The 20703-nt window shown below is 62.4% G+C and carries 21 protein-coding genes; 4 read left to right on the top strand and 17 right to left on the bottom strand.

Translation table 11 applies throughout. The features are described 5' to 3' along the window. Positions 1–27 precede the first annotated feature (27 nt). The 3 genes from PhaeoP97_RS13565 to PhaeoP97_RS13575 all read left to right on the top strand — a co-directional run bounded on the left by PhaeoP97_RS13565 (position 28) and on the right by PhaeoP97_RS13575 (position 3690). Positions 28–2463, top strand: a complete 2436-nt coding sequence (locus PhaeoP97_RS13565; protein ID WP_072505512.1) for a ligase-associated DNA damage response DEXH box helicase — start codon at positions 28–30, stop codon at positions 2461–2463. Between the two features lie 52 nt (positions 2464–2515). Continuing rightward, complete coding sequence (gene pdeM, locus PhaeoP97_RS13570) at positions 2516–3190, top strand: ligase-associated DNA damage response endonuclease PdeM (protein ID WP_072506485.1); 675 nt, start codon at positions 2516–2518, stop codon at positions 3188–3190. Between the two features lie 89 nt (positions 3191–3279). Beyond that, a complete protein-coding gene (locus tag PhaeoP97_RS13575; RefSeq protein WP_072505513.1) occupies positions 3280–3690 on the top strand; it encodes a PaaI family thioesterase in 411 nt (136 codons plus the stop codon). A 98-nt stretch (positions 3691–3788) separates the two neighbouring features. Here PhaeoP97_RS13575 and folD read toward each other — a convergent pair whose 3' ends face one another. The 17 genes from folD to ruvC form a co-directional block, all read right to left on the bottom strand. Beyond that, positions 3789–4691 (bottom strand): bifunctional methylenetetrahydrofolate dehydrogenase/methenyltetrahydrofolate cyclohydrolase FolD, encoded by a 903-nt coding sequence (gene folD, locus PhaeoP97_RS13580; protein ID WP_072505514.1) that lies wholly within the window; start codon positions 4689–4691, stop codon positions 3789–3791. A gap of 39 nt (positions 4692–4730) precedes the next feature. Next, a complete protein-coding gene (locus tag PhaeoP97_RS13585; protein WP_014873697.1) occupies positions 4731–5036 on the bottom strand; it encodes a chorismate mutase in 306 nt (101 codons plus the stop codon). 58 nt (positions 5037–5094) lie between these two features. Beyond that, on the bottom strand, positions 5095–6771 hold the full coding sequence (locus tag PhaeoP97_RS13590; protein ID WP_072505515.1) for a formate--tetrahydrofolate ligase: 1677 nt from the start codon (positions 6769–6771) through the stop codon (positions 5095–5097). A gap of 199 nt (positions 6772–6970) precedes the next feature. Next, positions 6971–7549, bottom strand: coding sequence for an MOSC domain-containing protein (locus PhaeoP97_RS13595; protein ID WP_072506486.1), 579 nt, complete (start codon positions 7547–7549; stop codon positions 6971–6973). 194 nt (positions 7550–7743) lie between these two features. Next, on the bottom strand, positions 7744–9657 hold the full coding sequence (gene ftsH, locus PhaeoP97_RS13600) for an ATP-dependent zinc metalloprotease FtsH (RefSeq protein ID WP_072505516.1): 1914 nt from the start codon (positions 9655–9657) through the stop codon (positions 7744–7746). A gap of 77 nt (positions 9658–9734) precedes the next feature. Continuing rightward, on the bottom strand, positions 9735–10895 hold the full coding sequence (gene tilS / locus PhaeoP97_RS13605; protein WP_237029027.1) for a tRNA lysidine(34) synthetase TilS: 1161 nt from the start codon (positions 10893–10895) through the stop codon (positions 9735–9737). A gap of 98 nt (positions 10896–10993) precedes the next feature. After that, a complete protein-coding gene (ybgF, locus tag PhaeoP97_RS13610) occupies positions 10994–11836 on the bottom strand; it encodes a tol-pal system protein YbgF (RefSeq protein WP_072505518.1) in 843 nt (280 codons plus the stop codon). Between the two features lie 6 nt (positions 11837–11842). After that, the gene (pal, locus tag PhaeoP97_RS13615; RefSeq protein ID WP_072505519.1) at positions 11843–12358 is read right to left on the bottom strand and encodes a peptidoglycan-associated lipoprotein Pal; all 516 of its coding nucleotides are present in this window, start codon (positions 12356–12358) and stop codon (positions 11843–11845) included. 120 nt (positions 12359–12478) lie between these two features. Beyond that, on the bottom strand, positions 12479–13819 hold the full coding sequence (tolB, locus tag PhaeoP97_RS13620; RefSeq protein WP_072505520.1) for a Tol-Pal system beta propeller repeat protein TolB: 1341 nt from the start codon (positions 13817–13819) through the stop codon (positions 12479–12481). After that, positions 13816–14955, bottom strand: a complete 1140-nt coding sequence (locus tag PhaeoP97_RS13625; RefSeq protein WP_072505521.1) for an energy transducer TonB — start codon at positions 14953–14955, stop codon at positions 13816–13818. The genes tolB and PhaeoP97_RS13625 overlap by 4 nt, the downstream gene beginning before the upstream one ends. A 13-nt stretch (positions 14956–14968) precedes the next feature. Further along, complete coding sequence (gene tolR / locus PhaeoP97_RS13630) at positions 14969–15457, bottom strand: protein TolR (protein ID WP_027247938.1); 489 nt, start codon at positions 15455–15457, stop codon at positions 14969–14971. Positions 15458–15460: 3 nt separating this feature from the next. After that, the gene (gene tolQ / locus PhaeoP97_RS13635; protein ID WP_027247939.1) at positions 15461–16156 is read right to left on the bottom strand and encodes a protein TolQ; all 696 of its coding nucleotides are present in this window, start codon (positions 16154–16156) and stop codon (positions 15461–15463) included. 114 nt (positions 16157–16270) lie between these two features. Continuing rightward, entirely contained in the window at positions 16271–16657 is a 387-nt protein-coding gene (gene ybgC / locus PhaeoP97_RS13640) for a tol-pal system-associated acyl-CoA thioesterase (protein ID WP_040181885.1), read from the bottom strand. 25 nt (positions 16658–16682) lie between these two features. Next, positions 16683–17351 carry a hypothetical protein gene (locus PhaeoP97_RS13645; RefSeq protein ID WP_072505522.1) on the bottom strand — a complete coding sequence of 223 codons (669 nt, stop codon included), beginning with the start codon at positions 17349–17351 and terminating at the stop codon, positions 16683–16685. A 308-nt stretch (positions 17352–17659) separates the two neighbouring features. Beyond that, the gene (gene ruvB / locus PhaeoP97_RS13650) at positions 17660–18691 is read right to left on the bottom strand and encodes a Holliday junction branch migration DNA helicase RuvB (RefSeq protein ID WP_027247941.1); all 1032 of its coding nucleotides are present in this window, start codon (positions 18689–18691) and stop codon (positions 17660–17662) included. Positions 18692–18808: 117 nt separating this feature from the next. Beyond that, positions 18809–19498 carry a Holliday junction branch migration protein RuvA gene (gene ruvA / locus PhaeoP97_RS13655; RefSeq protein ID WP_072505523.1) on the bottom strand — a complete coding sequence of 230 codons (690 nt, stop codon included), beginning with the start codon at positions 19496–19498 and terminating at the stop codon, positions 18809–18811. Then, positions 19495–19992: a crossover junction endodeoxyribonuclease RuvC gene (gene ruvC, locus PhaeoP97_RS13660; protein WP_014873682.1), complete on the bottom strand. Its 498-nt coding sequence runs from the start codon at positions 19990–19992 to the stop codon at positions 19495–19497. The genes ruvA and ruvC overlap by 4 nt, the downstream gene beginning before the upstream one ends. 361 nt (positions 19993–20353) lie before the next feature. Between ruvC and PhaeoP97_RS13665 the strand changes: the two genes are divergently transcribed. Continuing rightward, positions 20354–20572, top strand: coding sequence for a DUF1127 domain-containing protein (locus PhaeoP97_RS13665; protein ID WP_072506487.1), 219 nt, complete (start codon positions 20354–20356; stop codon positions 20570–20572). Positions 20573–20703: the final 131 nt, after the last annotated feature.

Consider the following 20703-nt stretch of genomic DNA (forward strand, 5'->3'; position numbering starts at 1 on the left):
TTCTGCCACCGCGCCTACATAAGTCGGATGAGCAGGCTTCCCGATGTCATCACGGATTGGTTCAGCACCCGTGGCTGGACCATCCATCCCCACCAGCAAGAGATGCTGGACCGTGCCGGGGAGCCGGCCACCCTGCTGATTGCCCCCACCGGCGGCGGCAAGACCATGGCCGGCTTCCTGCCGACGCTGGCCGATCTTGCCACCGGCGACCATCAGGGGCTGCACACCCTCTATGTCTCACCGCTGAAGGCACTGGCGGCCGATATCAAACGCAACCTGCGCACCCCGGTTGACGACATCGGCCTGCCCATCCGCATTGATGACCGCACCGGTGACACCCCCGCCAGCCGAAAGCGCCGCCAGCGCGCCGATCCCCCCCACATTCTGCTCACCACGCCAGAAAGCCTCGCCCTGCTCACCTCTTACGAGGACGCGCCGCGCATGTTTGCGGGGCTGAAACGGGTGGTGCTGGATGAAATCCACGCCCTCGCCGACAGCAAACGCGGCGATCAACTGATGCTCGCCCTGACCCGACTACAGGCGATCTGTCCCGACATGCGCCGCGTCGGCCTTTCGGCCACCGTCGATGACCCCGCCGCCATCGCGCAATATCTGGCCCGCCACCCGGACCCCTGTGATATCGTGCTGGCCGATCCCGGCCCCGCCCCCGACATCCGGATGCTGAACACGGACGCGGCTCCGCCCTGGGCTGGCGGCGGCGCGGCCCATGCCATCCCTGCCGTGCTGGAACAGATCAAAGCGCACAGGACCACGCTGATCTTTCACAACACCCGCGCCCAGGCCGAAATCTTCTTTCGCAATCTCTGGCTCGCCAATGAGGACGGCCTGCCGATTGGCATCCACCACGGCTCGCTTGATCGAGTGCAGCGCGACCGGGTGGAGGCGGCAATGGTCCGCGGCGATCTGCGCGCGGTCGTCTGCACCGGCTCGCTTGATCTGGGCATCGACTGGGGGGATGTGGATCTGGTGATCCAGATCGGCGCGCCAAAAAACGTCAAGCGACTGGTGCAGCGCATCGGACGCGCCAACCACCGCTACAACGCCCCCTCCAAGGCGCTGCTGGTGCCCGCCAACCGGTTTGAGGTGGTGGAATGCCGCGCCGCCCTTGAGGCGGTTGAGGCAGGCACGCTGGACGGATCGCCACGCTCCCCCGGCCCCCGCGACGTCCTGTGTCAGCACATCCTGATCCGCGCGTGCGCCGGTCCCTTTGCTGCCGATGATCTGTTTGCTGAGGTTACCGGCGCTGGCGCCTATGCCAGCCTCACCCGCGCAGAGTTCGACGCCTGCCTCGACTTCTGTGCCACCGGTGGCTACGCGCTTCGGGTCTATGACCAATGGCAGCGGCTGCTGCAGCGCCCCGACGGGCTGTGGCAGCTGCGCGACCCCCGCGCCGCCCGCCGCATCCGCATGAACATTGGCACCATTCAGGACGCCGATCTGTTGAAGGTCAGGCTCAAACGCAGCCGTGGTGGCAAACCGCTGGGGGAAATTGAGGAAGCCTTTGCCGCCACCCTCACACCCGGAGATACCTTTCTCATCGGCGGGCAGGTGGTACGCTATGAATCTTTGCGTGAAATGACGGTGGAGGTCAGTCGCAATGCCAGCAAGACGCCCAAGGTGGCGGTCTTCTCCGGCACCAAATTTGCCACCTCAACCCAGCTCAGCACCCGCATTCTGGATATCCTGCAACGCGACAGCTGGCCGGATCTGCCGCCCCATACCGCCAACTGGCTGGCGTTGCAGCGTCAGGTCTCTGAGATGCCGCGCCGGGGCCAGCTGCTGTTGGAGAGCTTTCCCTTCCGGGGGCGCGAATATCTCTGCGTCTATGGCTTTGCCGGGCGCAACGCGATGCAGACGCTGGGCCTTTTGCTGACCAAGCGCATGGAAGAGCTGTCTCTCGACCCGCTGGGCTTTGTTGCCACCGATTATGCCACGCTGATCTGGGGTCTCAGCCCGGTTGACGACCCCGCCCCCCTGTTCGACCCGGACAAACTGCGCGCCGGTCTCGATGGCTGGCTGGCGGACAACGCGGTGATGAAACGCAGCTTTCGCGCCGTGGCCAATATCGCAGGCCTCATCGAACGCAACACCCCCGGCCAGCGCAAGAACGGCCGTCAGGCGACGTTCTCCTCTGACATCCTCTACGACACCCTGCGCAAATATGATCCCGATCACCTGCTTCTGGACATCACGCGGCAGGAGGCGCTTGGCGGTTTGGTGGATTTCGGCCGCATTGAGGAGATGCTGGCGCGCACCAAGGGCCGCACCACCCTCAACCGCCTGACGCGGATCTCCCCCCTTGCAGCCCCCCTGCTGCTTGAGGTCGGCAAGGTCCCGGTAAAAGGCGCGGCACAGGAAAAACTGCTGCAACGCGAGACCGAGGACCTGATGCGGAGTGCCGGGCTGGCCGAGCTGACGCCACCGCAGGAACCGGACCTCTGACAGCGGTAGGCGGGACTTGCACCCGCCCGCAAAACCAGCGATCAGACCCATGATGGCCGGCTATGATTTCTCCCTCGCAGGCGAGCGCCTCACAGCACTTGGATCCGGCGCGCTCTGGTGGCAGACGCGCGGGCTACTTTGCGTCGCCGATTTGCATCTAGGGAAATCCGAACGCCAGCTCAGGCGCGGCGGCACCGCCCTGCCCCCCTATGAGACCCGCGATACGCTGGACCGCCTTGCAGCGGTGATCGAGCAGACGCAGCCGGAGATGGTCGTCTGTCTGGGCGACAGTTTCGACGATGACGCCGCCGCTGCCGCGCTGTCGCCGACGGATCGCGCGCGCCTTGAGCAGCTTATTACCGCCACCCGCTGGGTCTGGATCACCGGCAATCATGATCCCGCCCCGACCGGGCTGGCAGGGGCCGCGCTGGACAGCCTGACCCTTGGCCCGCTGCTGTTTCGCCACATCGCTGACTCGGCATTTACCAGCCACCCCGACAAAGACGCCACCGCCGAAATCTCCGGGCATTACCACCCGAAGGCCCGCCTGCGCGGCAGCGCCCGACCGGCGTTTCTGGCCGATCACCAGCGGCTGATCCTGCCCGCCTTCGGCACCTATACCGGCGGCCTTTGCACCACCCATAGCGCGCTGCGGGATCTGATGTCACCGCGCGCCCTCGCGATCCTCACCGGGCCACGCGCCCTGCCCTGCCCGATGCCGCGCTGACAGCCACCACAGCATACATCATGCCACAGCGTCACATCCCCACCACGGCCTCCGCCGTCTATGCTGGGGCAAATGGGAAAGGGACAGCTATGATCGAACAGCGCATCCGCAACAGTTTTGCCAGACAGACCATGATGCAAACGCTGGGCGCAGAAATCGCAGAGGTCGGCGAAGGCACCGTCACCCTCACCGCGCCGATCTTACCGGGCAGCCGCCAGCAGCATGGCGTTGCCCATGCCGCCCTCAGCTTTGCCATTGGTGACAGCGCCGCGGGCTACGCCGCGCTGACCCTGATGCCGCAGGATAGCGAGGTCATGACAGCAGAGATGAAGATCAACCTCCTCGCACCGGGTGCGGGCGATCTGCTGCGCGCCACCGGCAAGGTCATCAAACCCGGCCGCCGCCTGATCATCGTCACCGCCGAAGTCCATGCCATCACCGGCGAAGATGAGAAACTGATCGCCCTTCTGCAGGGCACAATGGTGCCAGTGACGGTCTAAGCGCCACTACCCGTCACCTTTTCACCTTTCTAAAAATACTCCCGCCGGAGGCATCCGACGGGAGTATCAAACGTTACCGTTGTGGTTTTGCGCGGGATCTACGCAGTCAGGCCTTCCGGCTCTGCCAGCCCATTGGCGCGGCAGCAGGCGGTCACCGTGTTGGCCAGCAGGCAGGCAATGGTCATCGGACCAACGCCGCCGGGCACCGGGGTGATCGCGCCTGCGCGCTCGGCGCAGCTGGCGTAATCCACATCACCCACCAGCTTCATCTTGCCGTCGCCCTTTTCAGGCGCGGGGATACGGTTGATGCCCACGTCGATCACGGTGGCGCCTTCCTTGATCCAATCGCCCGGCACCATTTCAGGGCGGCCAACAGCAGCAACGACGATATCCGCGCGGCGGACAACATCCGGCAGATCCTTGGTGCGGGAATGCGCGATTGTCACGGTGCAGCTATCGCCCAAGAGCAGCTGCGCCATCGGCTTACCGACAATGTTCGACCGGCCAATCACAACCGCGTCCATGCCCGACAGCGAGCCGTGATAGTCGCGCAGCATCATCAGGCAGCCCAGCGGCGTGCAGGGCACCATGCTCTTTTGACCTGTGCCCAGCAGACCCACGTTGGAGATATGGAACCCGTCCACGTCTTTCTCCGGCGCGATAGAGTTGATGATCAGATCTTCGTTCAAATGGCCGGGCAGCGGCAGCTGAACCAGAATGCCATGAACGCTGGGATCGTTGTTCAGCTTGTCAACCACCGCCAGCAGATTCGCCTCAGAGGTATCGGCGTCCAGCTTATGCTCGTAGGAATTCATGCCGACTTCGACGGTCTGCTTGCCCTTGGAGCGCACATAGACCTGGCTTGCAGGGTCTTCGCCCACCAGCACCACGGCCAGGCCGGGGGTGATGTCGTGCTCTTCCTTCAGCCGGGCCACGTGGCCTGCCACTTTTTCACGCACGGTGGCGGCAAAGGCCTTCCCGTCGATGATATTCGCTGCCATTGCTTTTGTCCTCTTGCTGCGCGCCACATGGGCTGCGCGTTACTCCTCGCGGATCACCCGTGCCTCACGGGCAATCGACCATTCTACCAGCTGGCGCCACAAGCTCTCGACCAGATCAGGGTCTAGCCCCGCAGCGCTGGCCGTGGTCCGGGCGTTTGCAACCACCTCTTCGACGCGGGCCGGAATGCGCGCAGGCCAGTTGTTGGCCGTCTTCAACGCAATCGCGCGGTCGATATAGCCCGCCCGTTCGGCCAGCAGCGCAATCAGATCCCGGTCCAGCCTGTCGATCTGCTGCCGCAGTGCTGGCATATCAGCACAGTCTTGTGGCGGGTGTCGGTCAGTCATCTTCAAACTCCTGCGGCCCGGGGAGGCTCCCCGGGCCGCAGATTGCCTATTTCAGGCCTTAGAACAAGCCTTCGATCTGGCCATCGTCGTTCAGGCGGATGCTTTCCGACGCAGGTTTGCGTGGCAGACCCGGCATGGTCATGATCTCGCCGCAGACTGCGACGATGAAACCAGCGCCCGCCGACAAGCGCACTTCGCGAACCGGGACCGAATGGCCGGTTGGTGCGCCACGCAGGGACGGATCGGTAGAGAAAGAATACTGGGTTTTCGCCATACAGACCGGCAGGTTGCCGTAGCCCGCCTCTTCCCATTCTTTCAGCTGGTTGCGGATCTTATTGTCGGCCAGAACCTCGTCAGCACGATAGATGCGCTTGGCAATGGTTTCGATCTTCTCAAACAGCGGCATGTCGTCGGGATAGATCGGTGCAAAGTTGGCCGAGCCACCTTCGATGATTTCCACGACTTTTTCGGCCAGCGGTGCAGAACCTTCCGACCCCAATTCCCAATGGCGCGACAGAACCGCTTCAACACCATGGGTGGCGGCGTAGGCTTTGACAGCGTCGACTTCCGCATCGGTGTCGGTCACGAAGTGGTTGATTGCGACAACAACCGGCACACCAAAGGATTTGATGTTCTCGATGTGGCGACCAAGGTTGGCACAGCCGGAGTTCACGGCGTCGACGTTTTCAGCGCCCAGATCCGCCTTGGCCACACCGCCGTTCATCTTCATCGCACGCACGGTGGCAACCAGCACAACCGCGGACGGTGCGATGCCTGCCTTGCGGCATTTGATGTTCATGAACTTCTCAGCACCAAGATCCGCACCAAAGCCTGCTTCGGTGACGACATAGTCGGCCACTTTCAGCGCGGTTTTGGTTGCAATCACCGAGTTACAGCCGTGGGCGATGTTCGCGAACGGACCACCGTGCACAAACGCCGGGTTGTTTTCCAGGGTCTGCACCAGGTTCGGCTGCATTGCGTCTTTCAACAGAACGGTCATTGCGCCTTCTGCCTTGATGTCGCGGCAGTAAACCGGGGTTTTGTCGCGGCGGTAGGCCACGATGATGTCGCCCAGACGCTTTTCCAGATCCTTCAGGTCGTTGGCAAGGCACAGGATCGCCATGACTTCGGACGCCACGGTGATGTCAAAGCCGGTTTCGCGCGGGAAGCCGTTGGACACACCGCCCAAAGATGCCGTGATCTGACGCAGGGCGCGGTCGTTCATGTCGACCACACGACGCCATGCAACGCGACGGATGTCGATTTCGCACTCATTGCCCCAGTAGATGTGGTTGTCAATCATCGCCGACAGCAGCGAGTGGGCAGAGGTGATGGCGTGAAAGTCGCCGGTGAAGTGGAGGTTCATTTCCTCCATCGGAACAACCTGTGCGTAACCACCGCCTGCGGCGCCACCCTTCATACCGAAGTTCGGGCCGAGGCTCGCTTCGCGGATACAGATCATCGCGTTTTTGCCGATGCGGTTCAGGCCATCGCCCAGACCCACGGTGGTGGTCGTCTTGCCTTCGCCCGCCGGGGTCGGGTTGATCGCGGTCACCAGGATCAGCTTGCCGTCGTCCTTCGACTGCACCGAGTTGATGAACTCCTGGCTCACCTTCGCCTTGTCGTGGCCATAGGGCAGCAGATCGTCGCTGGAGATGCCGATCTTGGCACCGATTTCCTGAATCGGACGCTTCTGCGCCTCGCGGGCGATTTCGATGTCACTCTTGTAGCTCATGGCCGGGTTCCTGAATTGTGAGGTCGCAGGGATTGGCACAGAGGTGCCGGTTTCCCGCAAGACTTAGCTCTTCTGCGACATTCCATGCGCGTGATTTCCGACATGATCAGGCATTGAAGCGGCGTTCATTCACGCTAGGGCAGCCAAAGGTTGCCGATTGTGCCGCCCTGACGTCTATCCGCAACCAAGTCCGCGCGACTCAGGGGGCCCAGGCTGGTTGATCGGGCACAAACAGGCGCAGGCTTTCGCCCGCTTTCAACACGCCGGGCCGTTCCACCCAGGCCATCACCCCACGCCGGTGGGTTGCGGCAGGTTTGAATTTCGGACCAAAGCCCTTGTGATCCTTCTCGATTTCCTTCGCCGGGAATATGCAGGGCCGGTTTTCGATATCCACCGTCAGGGTCACCCCATCCGGCCCCTGCAACCGGCTGGAAGGCGGCAAATGTGTCAGGTCAGGAATGCCGCGCAGCACCAAGGTCGCGCCCAGATGCACCGGATCCAAGTGATCCATCCCCATATCAGCCGCAATCAATGCCAGTTCCTCCTCGGACAGGATGCTGATCTGCCGCAGATTGCGAATTTCCGTGCCCTCTGGATACAAGTTGCGCACCCGCACACAGGACGCGCGCAAGGTGCCTTCGTGACGTTCACCGGCGATGCCTTCAAAGGTGAAATTGAGCTGTTCCTGACGCTCGGAGCGCAAACCACCGGTCACCTCTGGAACATAGCCCATCCAGGTGACCTCGCCCTGAAATTCCGTTTCGCGCATGACCGGCATCGGGCCTCTCCCTTGGTAAATGATATCCTTGATCGCGCGCAGCATAGGAGCGAAATCAGTGCCTGACCAGCCTGCACCGAGCGTCCGGCATCGGGGTGTCATCTGTCCGTCAAACTATTGCTGCCAAAGACAAAAAAACCCGGTCACCACTTGGGTAACCGGGTTTGATATCATTCATCTTGCCTAGGCGGCCTTCAGGAGGACGGCTCTGGCTCCATGCCATCATCCGACAGGGTTTTCTTGGGCTTGGCTTTTGGGATCGCGGTGACAGAGGCGTTACCGGCATCGGCATCATCGTCCTCGTCTTCGCCCGCCTGTGGCGGTTCGCCCTTCATGACGCGCTTGATCTCATCGCCGGTCAGGGTCTCATATTCCAAAAGGCCCTGCGCCAGACGCTCCCATTCCTCGTTCTTGTCCTTGAGGATCTGCAACGCCTGCTCATAGCCTTCCTGAATGAAGCGTTTCACCTCATCCTCGATCAGCTCTTTGGTGTTGGCAGAGACCGAGAAACCACCGGTGTTGCCCGAATAGCCTTCATGGGCCTCGGCGTAGTCGATATTGCCGACCTTATCCGACATGCCCCAACGCAGCACCATCGCCCGTGCCAGCTGGCTGGCCTGCTGGATATCACCAGCCGGACCGTTCGAAACGTGATCTTCACCGTATTTGATCACCTCGGCGGCTTTGCCCGCCATGGTCATCGCCAGCTTTTGCTTACATTCATCACGGTGATAGTTGAGACGGTCCATTTCCGGCAGTGACACAACCATCCCCAACGCACCACCACGCGGAATGATGGTCGCCTTATAGACAGGATCGCACAGCGGCAGCGCCATACCCACAACGGCATGACCCGATTCATGATAGGCGGTTTTTTCTTTCTGGTCCTGGGTCAGCACCATAGACCGGCGCTCTGCCCCCATCATCACCTTATCCTTGGCCGATTCGAAATCTTCCATGGTGACAAAGCGGCGGCCGACACGGGCGGCCATCAATGCCGCCTCATTGACCAGATTGGCCAGATCCGCGCCAGAGAAACCCGGCGTGCCGCGGGCAATGATCCGCAGATCAACGTCGGGGCCAAGCGGGGTTTTGCGGGCATGGACGCCGAGAATCTTCTCGCGGCCTTTGATGTCGGGGTTGCCCACGGTGACGTTGCGGTCGAACCGGCCCGGACGCAGCAAGGCAGGGTCCAGAACGTCCTTGCGGTTTGTGGCCGCCAGAATGATCACGCCTTCGTTGGCCTCAAAGCCATCCATTTCGACCAGCAGCTGGTTCAGCGTCTGCTCGCGTTCGTCATTGCCGCCGCCGTAACCGGCACCACGATGGCGACCCACGGCGTCGATCTCGTCGATGAACACAATGCAGGGCGCGTTTTTCTTCGCCTGCTCAAACATGTCGCGCACACGGGAGGCACCCACGCCGACGAACATCTCGACAAAATCAGAGCCGGAAATCGTGAAGAACGGCACCCCTGCCTCACCGGCAATGGCCCGCGCCAGCAGCGTTTTACCAGTGCCCGGAGGGCCTACCAGCAGCGCGCCCTTGGGGATCTTGCCGCCCAGACGCGAGAATTTCTGCGGGTTGCGCAGGAATTCAACGATCTCTTCCAGCTCTTCTTTCGCCTCATCAATGCCGGCAACATCATCAAAGGTCACGCGACCGTGCTTTTCGGTCAGCATCTTGGCCTTTGACTTGCCAAAGCCCATGGCACCACCTTTGCCGCCGCCCTGCATCCGGTTCATGAAATAGATCCAGACACCGATCAGCAGCAGGAATGGCAGCAGCGTCAGCAGGAATGACTGGAACCCGGATTGTTGCTGCTTTTCAGCCCGCACCGGAATGTTGTTGTCGATCAACAGCGAGGTCACCTCGGCGTCGCCGGGTTTGATGGTCATAAAGTTCTGGCCATCTGACGTCGTATAACGGACCTGTTCGCCATCCAGCGTGACGGTGCTGACATTGCCGTTTTCAACCGCGCTGACAAAGTCAGAAAAAGTCCTCTCGCGGCTCTGCATCGTGCTGCCGGAGCCACTGAACAAGTTGAACAGCGCCAAGACGAGCACAAACAGAACAACCCAAAAGGCGATATTGCGTACGTTGCCCAAGGAAAGTCTCCCAATATTCGAGGCGGACCTGGCAGGCCGCCTTCGTTGCCTCTAAAATAGGGATACTTCAGTGAGGTTCAATGCGATAAAAGGGCTGTGAAGAACTCTTCGCTGTTCTGGACCAGTTCTGCAGACCATCCATTGCCATTTCCCGCCAATGGCGCGGCAATCAGCGTGCCCTCGTTCCAGATTGCTGGCGTGGCCTCCAGAACCGCTGCCGGCGTCTTTGTGCTGCGCCAGTCCGGGCATTGTTTCAAGCCCTCCGGCCCAAGCGCGCGAATTTCATGACCTTTGACATCACCGCCGAACACCCGCCAACGTCCATCCCAAATTTTGCCCGGCGCTGTCACTGTCTCGGACACGGGCTTAAATTCGCGGCAAACCCATGTGCGCCGGTTCCGGGTGACGATACGGCACCCCCCCAGTGTGAAGGATCCACCAAGGCGCACAGCGTCCTTGGCCTGGGCCATCGGCTCGCGCCGGGGCGGGTACACCGCCCCGCTGACCCATTGCACAGCCCGCACCACAAGCCGGTGCGCAATTTCATCCGGCAGGGTGCGAAACTGACGTTGGTCCATCAAAATGCTGCCATCGCGCACCTCGGCCATCTCTCGCGCGGCGAGAAACGTATACCAATCCAGGGCTTCACGGGCCGAACCCATATTGCGCGCCACCGCCGCCAGACGGTCCACTGTCAATCCCAGCGGTGCCAGCGCATCCATGGCTTGGCGCACGCGCACCCGTTCAAACCGCATATCCTCGTTGCTGGGATCCTCGACCCAGCAAAGATCGCGCGCACGCAGATAGCTCCGCAATTCCTCGCGGGTGACCTCCAGCAGAGGGCGCAACAATGTGATGCCATCCAACGCCCGACTGCGTGGCATTGCCGCCAGCCCAGACACGCCAGAGGCACGCCCAAGCCGCATCAGCAGCGTTTCTGCCTGATCGTCAGCCGTATGCCCCAGCACCAGTACAGACACATCATTCAGGCGCGCCCAAGAGGTCAGTAGCGTATAGCGGGCATTGCGGGCCTGTTCCTGCAAGTTTCCCGTCTGTCCGGCAATTGGACGGTCACACCATTGCAGGACATCATGCGCCAGCCCCAGTTTTGCCGCCTCAGCGGCCACCATCCGGGCCTCTTCGCCGGAGGTTGGGCGCAGACCGTGATCCACCGTCGCCACACAGATTTCGACCCCGATATCAGCAAAACACTCGTGCAGCAGATGCAAGAGCGCCATCGAATCGCCCCCGCCAGACACCGCAACACCCAGGCGCGTCGGCAGGGCAGATCGAAACTGCTCTTGCACAATGGCATGGATATCCCGGCCCGGCAGTGTCAATTACAGGCCAGCTTCGCGCGCTCTGCTTCGGCTGCGGCAGCTTCTGCGGCAGCAGGGAACCGGCTGCCAACTTCGGACAATGTCACGCAGGCCTGACTGGTCTGCCCCAGGCGCCCCAATGCAGCCCCCAGTTCAAACAGCGCTTTGGGGGCCGTGTCGCCACCCGAATTACCCGAAAAGGACGCCAGATAGGCCCGCGCCGCCTCGCGGGTGTCACCCAACCCGTCCAGCGCCTTGCCGCGATTGTATTCCACGGCGGCCGCCAGCGGACTGCCGGGATAGGCTTGGGTAAAGGCCGCGAATTTCTCAGCCGCTTCCTGATAGGCACCGCTGTCCAACGCCGCTTTGGCCGCGTCGAAATCTGCCTGTTCGCCCACGGCCAGCTCAGATGTGGTATCAACCGATGGTGCCTGCGTTGCTGGCAGGGCAACGCCGCCGGCTGCGGGCAGATCACCGCCCCCCAGCGTGCTGGTTTCCCCCAGTTGCGAGAGATCGCCGCCTTCCAGCTCGACCAGGCGAAACTCCAGATCGCCAATCCGGTTGGTGCCATCCTGCACCACGCGGTCCACGCGGTAAGACAGCTGTTCGGTCTGGGCGGTAAGGCGCTGCAACTCCGCCTCGATGGCACCGACACGGTCCAGCACGCTGTCGCCCGCGACTTGGGTCTGCGGGCTGCCCGTGGTGGACATCTCCCGCTTCAATCGCTGGATTTCGACGTGCAGCACCGTCAGCTCCTGACGAATATCGGCAAGGGTCTGCTGATCCTGTGCCCGCGCCACAACAGGCGGCAGGGCCAAGGTCAGCGCAAGGGCGGCAATCGTAAGGGGACGCAGTTGCATGATCGCTTACCCCGTCAGGCCACCCGCCAGCACGGTGACCGCGCGACGGTTCTTGGCATAGCAGGCCTCATTAGAGCAGATCTCCAGCGGGCGCTCCTTGCCAAAGCTGACAACCTTCAGCCGGTGACCCGCCACCCCTTGCGACAGCAGGTATTCCCGTGCCGCATTGGCACGACGCGCACCCAGGGCAAGGTTGTACTCACGGGTGCCCTGCTCATCCGCATGGCCTTCGATCGTGACGACATAGTCAGGGTTCGCGGTCAGCCAGCGCGCCTGCCCCTGCAACACAACCTCGGCTGTATCTGACAGAGTGGACTGGTCAACCAGGAACAGCACCCGGTCGCCGACCTCCTGCTGGAAGTAGGCGGGACTACTGGGATCCAGCTGGCCCGCAGTGCCAGTCCCGGCGCCAGAGCCCGGACCGCCTGCACCGGCACCCGCTGAATCATCCCAAGGATTGCCCGTACAGGCCGCCAGCCCCAATGCCGCTGCCACCAGCATCGCTTTTGTCACACCGCTCATGATATCCGCCTCGTCCCGTTTTCGTTTCCTGCACCAGATTTATCACAGGCCCGGTGCTGTTGCCACTTTGGTCTTACTCATCCTGAGGCGCGCCCGACCGATCCGGCGGGCGCGCACGCCTTAGTTCTGCAAGGGGGACCACGCCGGATCCGACGCCCCATCCGGGGTGCGCACCGGTTTCAGGTTTCGCCCCGAGACATCTACCGAATAGAGCAGCGCCCGGCCACTGGCCCCCTGGGTTTCGCGGGTGAACATAATCACCCGGCCATTGGGCGACCAGGTTGGCCCCTCATCCAGAAAGGATGCCGTCAGCAGGCGCTCCTCGCTGCCATCGGTGCGCATTACGCCGATGTGGAACCGGCCTTTGTTTTGCTTGGTAAAGGCCACCATATCGCCGCGCGGTGACCAGACCGGGGTGCCATAGCGCCCAGCCCCAAAGCTGATCCGGCGGGCCTCGCCCCCGGTGGTCGCCATCACATAGAGCTGTGGCGCACCGGAGCGGTCACTTTCAAACACGATCTGGCTGCCATCGGGCGAGAAGGACGGTGCCGTCTCAATCGAGGGGGCGCTGGTCAGACGGCTGCGCGCGCCGGTTTCAATATCCATAGTGAAAATATCGGTATTGCCACCCTGCGACTGCGAATAGACCACCGTCCGCCCATCAGGTGCAAACCGTGGTGCAAAGCTCATGATGCCGTCATCCGCCGACAATACCCGGCGTTGCACCTTGCCCACATCCAGCACATGGATCTGCGGGAAACCGCTCTCATAGCTGGTGTAGAGCACCCGGTCGCCATTGGGCGAAAACCGCGGCGCGAGCACGATAGACGCGCTATTGGTCAGATACTGCACATTGGCACCATCATAATCCATCACCGCCAGGCGCTTGCGCCGATCATTCTTCGGCCCGCTTTCGGAGACGAACACCACCCGGCTGTCAAAATAACCGCTCTCACCGGTGATGCGGCTGTAGATCACATCCGCCACCTTATGCGCCATGCGCCGCCAGCCATCGGTGGTTCCAGAGAATTGCAGCCCGGTGCCAAGCTCCTTCTCCGCAAAGACATCATGTCCACGGAACCGCACTGTCAGCCGATTGCCATTAACGCTGAGCGCGCCGGTGATCAGCGCCTGCGCATTCACAGCCTTCCAGTCGGCATAGGACACCGCAGCGTCAAAATCGGTAACTTTGGAGATATGGGCCGAGGCCGGGACCTCACGGAACAGGCCGGTGCCGCTCAGATCCGCGGCTATCACCCGCGAAATATCGCGCGCCAGTTCAGCCGCAGCAGGGGTTTCGGGCACAAAGCCGGGCACCGCATAGGGCAAGGGTTCGATCACCCCGTCGGTGATTTCGATTCTGAGCGGGCCATCCTGTGCCTGCGCAGGCACAACCGGTGCTATCACCGCCGCTCCCAGCAGGGTCGCGCCCATCACGAGCGTTGCCAGATATGTCCTCATTTGATCCGCATCCTTTCGGGATTGAAGGTCATTTCGATATTACGCCATTGGGCATATTTGTCAGACGGAAGTTGGAAGCCGCGCGCCCCGCAGCGCAAAATCGCCCGTCGTGCCGCGCCAAAGGCCTGATTGGCCGCCGATCCTGACCCACCGGTGCTGGACAGCATCCGAATGCTGCCCTCTTCCGGCCGGCCATCCTGTGTCAGTGCGACCGAGACCACCACGGTGGTGCGCAGCGCCTCCGATGACAGCGAGCCGACGTTCCAGCATTGCTGCACCGCAACCCGCAATGCGTCCTTCTCTCCGCTGGTCAGCGGCGGGCCGGAGGGCTCCGGCGCTTCCACCTCGCCGCCGCCGGCGAGAGCTGCGGCCAAAGCATCCTCCACCGCGTCCGCGCGGTCTGGGGTCGGGGCTATTTCAGGTTCAGCCGCGGCGGGCTCCGGTTCGGGCTGCGCCGCCGGTTCAGGGCGATCAGGTCGCCGCCTCGGACGCAAGGACTGCGCGGGGGCCGCACTGGCCACCTGATCGGTCTCGGCCTCGACCTCCTCGGTCACGATCCGGTCATTGGCCGCCGCTTCGGCGGTGGCCTGCTGGGATTCCTGTGCGGGTTCGGTCCCGACGTCATCGGACACCTCGGGCTGCGCCACATCAGCAATCTGGGTGTCCGGTTCAGGTGGTGCAACAGGTGTTGGTGCAACCCGGTCAACCGGACGCAACTGTGGGCGTTCGGTCAGCTGGGGTGTCACGCTGGTGCTATCCGGCACATCCGGTGGCGATGGCGCGGCCACCGGTGGCGTCGGTTCAACCGGCTGCGGTTCGGGTCGCTCGCTCAGCTCGACATCCGGCTCAGGCACGCTTACAGGCTCGGGCTGGGTGATCTGCGGCTCTGGATCCGGCTCGGGCGTTGGCGTCACCTCTGGTCGAGGCTCCGGTTCGGGCTGGGTCAGATCACCTGCGGAATCCGCCACAACTGGCGCGGCGCGCTGCTGGCTCAGCTTGGCAAACTCCTCCGAACTGATCAGCGCCACATCCTGCACCGCAAGCGGCAAGGGTTCAGACGGAAACCAGGCGCCGAACACAACCCAGCCCGCCAGCAGTGCGTGACCTGCAACAGAGATCTTGGTTCCGGTTTGCACACCCGTGCCCCGCCTATTGTCCGGTATCGTCGACGGCCCGCCCGTCAAGGCTCGGGCCACCTACATCGGTCACCAGTCCAACGCTGGAAAACCCACCCGCGTTCAAGGCCCCCATCACCTGCATCACCGCCTCGTAAGGAATCGCCCCATCGGCACGCAGGAACACCTGATCCGAAGACCGCTCCGCCGCGATGGCGCGCAGTTTGGCGATCAGCTCATCCGGGGCCACGGCAGTGGTCTGGATCTGGATCTCGCCGCTGGCGGTCATGGTCACGGTCAGCGGTTCTTCCTCATCACCCGGCAAGGCCCCGGCGGCGGTCTTTGGCAGTTCCACCGGCACACCAACCGTCATCAACGGGGCGGCCACCATAAAGATGATCAGTAGCACCAGCATCACATCGACAAAGGGCGTGACGTTGATTTCCGCCATCGGCCGCGCACGGCTGCGCCGCCGTCCCCGGCGTCGCCCGTTGGCCGCATTGGGTTGAACCGAGGCGCCCATGGATCAGGAATCCAGCTGGCGGCTGAGGATGGTGGAAAACTCATCGGCAAAGGCTTCGTAGCTGCCGATAATCCGGTCACTGTCCGCGCTCAGCTTGTTGTAGAAAATCACCGCAGGGATCGCCGCCAGAAGCCCCAGACCGGTCGCCATCAGCGCCTCGGCAATGCCCGGCGCCACAACAGCGAGGTTGGTGTTCTGCTGCTCCGCAATCTCAATAAAGGCGGTCATGATGCCCCAGACGGTGCCGAACAGCCCGACAAACGGCGCGGTGGACCCAACAGTGGCCAGGATCGACAGACCGCTCTGGACATGTTCGCTTTCCTTGGCGATGGCGACATCCATCGACCGTTCAATCCGCGCCTGCGCGCCGGCAATCAGCGCCCCGTCGGTGCGGTGACTGCGCCGCCATTCGGTCATGCCAGCGGCAAAGATCCGTTGCGACTGCCCCTTGGGCTGCGGGCCGATCTGATCGAACAGACCGTCCAGCGGCTCTCCTGACCAGAAGGCACGGTCGAACTCCGCTGCCTCACGCCGGGCAAGGCGGTAATTGATCAGTTTCTGCAAGATGATCGCCCAGGACCAAACGGAGGCGACGACCAGCATCAGCATCACCAATTTGACCGTCAGGGTTGCCCGCGCGAATAGCCCCCACATGGAGAAATCAATCTCCTGCGCCAACGCCAGAGTTTCTGCTTCCATGGACCTGCTCTATGTTTTTGGTCGTTTTTCAGCCGTTTCCCGGCTTTCATTTGGCAAAAGGCTATCGCAGTTCAAGGCCAAAAGCCAATGAAACAGCTGTGAGAGCAGCAATTGTTACAGCAATGCGCGAATCTCTGCCGGAAGGCGGATGGGCGCGCCACTCTCTGCATTGACGCAAACCACGGTGACGATGGCGCGAAACAGCTCAGTCTCGCCGCGAAACACCTGCTGCGACATCGTGAGCCGCGCTGGTGTCACCTTCTGCACCTCGGTCTCGATCCGCAGCTCCTCGTCGAATTTGGCAGGGGCGAGGTAATCCGCCTCAATCCGGCGCACCACCCAGATCAGCCCGGCGTCGCGCATTGCGTTCTGATCATTGCCAAGGTTGCGGACCCAGTCGCTGCGCGCCCGTTCGATAAACCGCAGATAATTGGCGTGATAGACAATCCCGCCCATGTCGGTGTCTTCGTAATATACCCGAACCGGAAAGCGGTGGATCATTTGTCTGGGCCTTTCTGGCGACGGCTCAATGCGTGGTCGGGGCGGCGTCATCTGTGGGCGGCGTCACCGGCGCCTGAAGCCGCGCAAACAGGCGCAGCGCATGGGAGCTGTCGGCGGCAGCAACCGGCATCATCCGATCATAAGCGGCCGCAATCACCCCGGCAATCTCGGGCCGCAGAATGGTGGCGCCGGTGTCCGGCAACACCGCCAGCGGCGAGGTTTCGGCAAAGGCGCTGTCGCCCCAGGTCAGCACCGCCTGCACCGCCTGCGTCAGGGCCAGGGTTTCTGCGGGCAGCCTGGCCATGTCACCCGACATGCGCAGGAAGGCAAAACAGGCCTGGATGCCGCCCTGATCGTCAAACCGAAAGGCGCGGTACTGGCTGGCATCCGCCTGTTTCAGACGCGCCACCAGCGGATCAAGATCCGGAATCAACCGGCCAAGGTCCGGCACCTCCAACAGCTCGTCCCAATCACGGAAAAAGAACAGCATCAGATTGGCGCCCAGCTCAGGGTCGGTCTCCGTCATCTGGTGTCCCGCCAGCGTCACAACCGCCTCCAGCGCGCCCTTGACGGTTTTCAGCGTCTCATCCTCAACCCCAAAGACGATCGGCGCAATCGGCCGCCCCCAGCGGGCAAAGGCATAAGAGCCGTCCGCGCGACTAAACAGGGCTTCGATCTCGGCTGGGGTCATCATGCGGTTCTCTACTCAGACTGTGGTCTTGAAAGGGCTTAATGCCCGCTCACGGGATCAACGGCAAGGGTTGCGACTGGGGATCGCCGTGCATCTTCTGGCCTGAAAGATCCCCGCCGGAGGCCGCGCCGCGTCTCGCGCGGCGCCCTGATCTCGTTCGCATAGGGAATGTCAGCACCACTGACCAAATGTTTCGCACGCGAAACATACGCTAAAATTGACTCTAATTCTTCAAACCCATTTTAACGCTTTCAGGCTGTTTTGACGCCAACCCGCACGCATGATGACGCGGGGCCACATCAGATGGCGCCCTATAGCAATAGGTCGCCCTGACCGCGTGGCGGCGTCAGTCCAAGGTGGGTCCAGGCCTTATGCGCCAGCATTCGGCCGCGCGGTGTGCGCTGGATCAGCCCCTGTTGCAGCAGGTAAGGTTCAATCACCTCCTCCAGCGCGTCGCGGCTTTCGCTCAGTGCCGCTGACATGGTTTCGATCCCCACGGGTCCGCCGCCATAGTTCTCTGCCACCATCCTCAGATAGCGTCGGTCGGCGCCGTCCAGCCCCAACTGATCCACCCCCAACCGCGTCAGCGCGCCATCGGCCAGCTCCCGGGTGATGGTGCCATCGCCCTCGACAACCGCGAAGTCCACGACGCGGCGCAGGAGCCGTCCGGCGATCCTGGGTGTGCCGCGGGCGCGCCGCGCGATCTCGCGGGCGCCGTCGTCATCGGCGGGAGCCCCCAGCTTGCGGGCATTGCGGCTGACAATCTCAAACAGCTCATCAATGGTGTAGAATTGCAACCGCGTCGGGATGCCAAAGCGGTCGCGCAGCGGTGTCGTGAGCAGGCCCATGCGGGTGGTGGCACCAACAAGGGTGAAGGGCTGCAATTCAATCCGCACAGTGCGCGCGGCAGGACCTTCGCCGATCACCAGATCCAGCTCGAAATCCTCCATCGCCGGGTATAGCACCTCCTCCACCGCCGGGTTCAGCCGGTGGATTTCGTCGATGAACAGCACGTCGCGGGATTCCAGATTGGTGAGGATCGCCGCCAGATCGCCGGCCTTGGCCAGAACTGGCCCGGAGGTCATGCGAAAGTTCACGCCCAGTTCGCGGGCGACGATCTGCGCCAGCGTGGTTTTGCCCAAACCGGGGGGACCATGAAACAGCGTGTGGTCCATCGCCTCGCCCCGACGGCGGGCGCTCTCGATGAACACACGCAGATTGGCGCGGGCCTCGGCCTGACCGATGAATTCGCCCAGCCCCTGCGGGCGCAGGGCACGGTCGTTTTCGGCGGCGCTGTCTTCGGGCAGAGGCGTGGGGCGCAGGGTGGGATCGGCGTCAATCATGGTACCGCTTTCTCGCATATGCTTTGTCCGGCTGAAGGCCGGGCAGCGCCCGACCCTCCCCACGGGAGGGCGCTTCGCACCCACCCAGGCTCAGGCGCTGCCCTTTCTGTGTCATCATCACCCTTTCGGCGCCAGAAGACGCAGGGCGGCGCGGATCAGCTCTGCCTCATTGGCGTCGGGGTAGGTTGCAGCGGCCTCTGCCACGGCAGCGGCGGCATCCGACGGGCCATATCCCAGATTTCCAAGCGCAGAGAGCGCCCCCGCAGAGGCGGCGGCGGCGCCGGAGGGGGCCTTTGGCGGTGCCTTGCGGGGCGTCTTACCGGTCTCCACCGGCTCGGCCGGTTCCACCACATCCAGTCCGGGGCCGTCCATGGCATCGGCGATGGTGCCGCCCATGGCCATCACACCCGGTGCCTTGTCCTTCAGATCCAACACTATGCGCTGCGCCGTTTTTGGACCAACGCCTTTGGCCGCCTTCACGGTCGCCCAGTCACCAAGAGCAATGGCGCGGCTGACGCCTTCAGGGCCAAGCGCGCCAAGGATCGCCAGTGAGACCTTGGCCCCAACCCCCTGCACCGAGGTCAGCAGGCGGTGCCATTCCTTTTCCATCAACGAGGGAAAGCCATAGAGCTGCATCAGATCCTCGCGCACCACCATATCGGTATAAAGTGCCACCGCCTCTCCCGTGCCGGGGAGCGTGGCCATCGTGCGGTCGGAGCAATAGACGATATAGCCGACGCCGCGCACATCGATCAGCACATGATCGCTGCTGCGGTATTCCAGTCGTCCGGTGAGTTTTCCGATCACGCGCGCTTCTCCTTCAGCTGGCGTTGTTGCGTGCCCCCATAAAACGCATGACAGATGGCAATGGCCAGAGCATCTGCCGCATCGGCGTTCTTGGGCAGGCAGCCGGGCAGCTGAAGTTTCACCATGTGGAGGATCTGCTCCTTGGCCGCATGACCCACGCCGACCACAGTTTTCTTGACGCGGTTCGGCGCGTATTCACCCACCGGCAGACCGGCCTGCGCCAATGTCATCAGGGCTACGCCACGGGCCTGACCCAGTTTCAGCGTGCCCGCACCATCTTTGTTCACGAAGGTCTGTTCGATGGCGGCCTGATCGGGACGGTAGGCCGCGATCACTTCGATCACCTGATTGTGGAGCGACAACAGCCGTTCGCCCAGATCATCGCCATCGGAGGTGCAGACGCCATTTGCGACATGGCTGAGACGGGTGCCATGTGATTCGATCACCCCCCAACCGAGGTTCCGCAACCCCGGATCGATGCCCAATATTCGCATGTCTGCCCTATCCCTACCCGATGTGGAGGTGTAATTTTCCTCAGGATTAGCACAAAAGGCGAACATGTCCAATCGCTTTGCTGGCCCGCATTCTGTGCCCTGCAGGGATGCCGCGCGGCACCTGTGGCGCAAAAACCTACAAATCCTGTTCTGAAAACGACCCTCTTCCGAGGCGAAACCGACATTCCTTTCGAACAGCTAAAAATGCATCCAATTCCCTTGTTTATATGGACAATCAGCCATGCGTTTTTCGCATATGACACATGCAATTTCAGCGATTGTCAGGGTCAATTCACATGACTAAGTGCCGTCCATCGCCGCAACGCGGTTCACTGAATTCAACCTCCGAAAGGACGAGGACATGGCTGCTTTTGACACCACCCGCCCCACCTATGGCACCAGCAGCCTGTTTGGCCGCTTTAGCGCCATGACCGCCAGCCTGCTGGCGGCAATCGTCGACTGGAACGATGCCCGCGCGACCCGCCAGACCCTGGGTCAGCTGAACGACCGGGAACTGGCCGACATTGGCCTGTGCCGCGCAGACATCGACCGTATTGCCGAGGGTAAGCCCGTCTTCTGAGATAGGCTGCTGTCCCGGCACCGCCGGGGGCTACAGATCACCTGACATATGAAAAACGCCGCCTCCAGACGGAGCGCGGCGTTTTCTATAGGTCTGGTTTGCAGATCTGCGCCTAGGCGACACCCTGCTGC

Origin of the sequence: Phaeobacter porticola (genome assembly GCF_001888185.1) — a bacterium.
In the GTDB taxonomy this organism is placed as follows: Bacteria; Pseudomonadota; Alphaproteobacteria; order Rhodobacterales; family Rhodobacteraceae; genus Phaeobacter; species Phaeobacter porticola.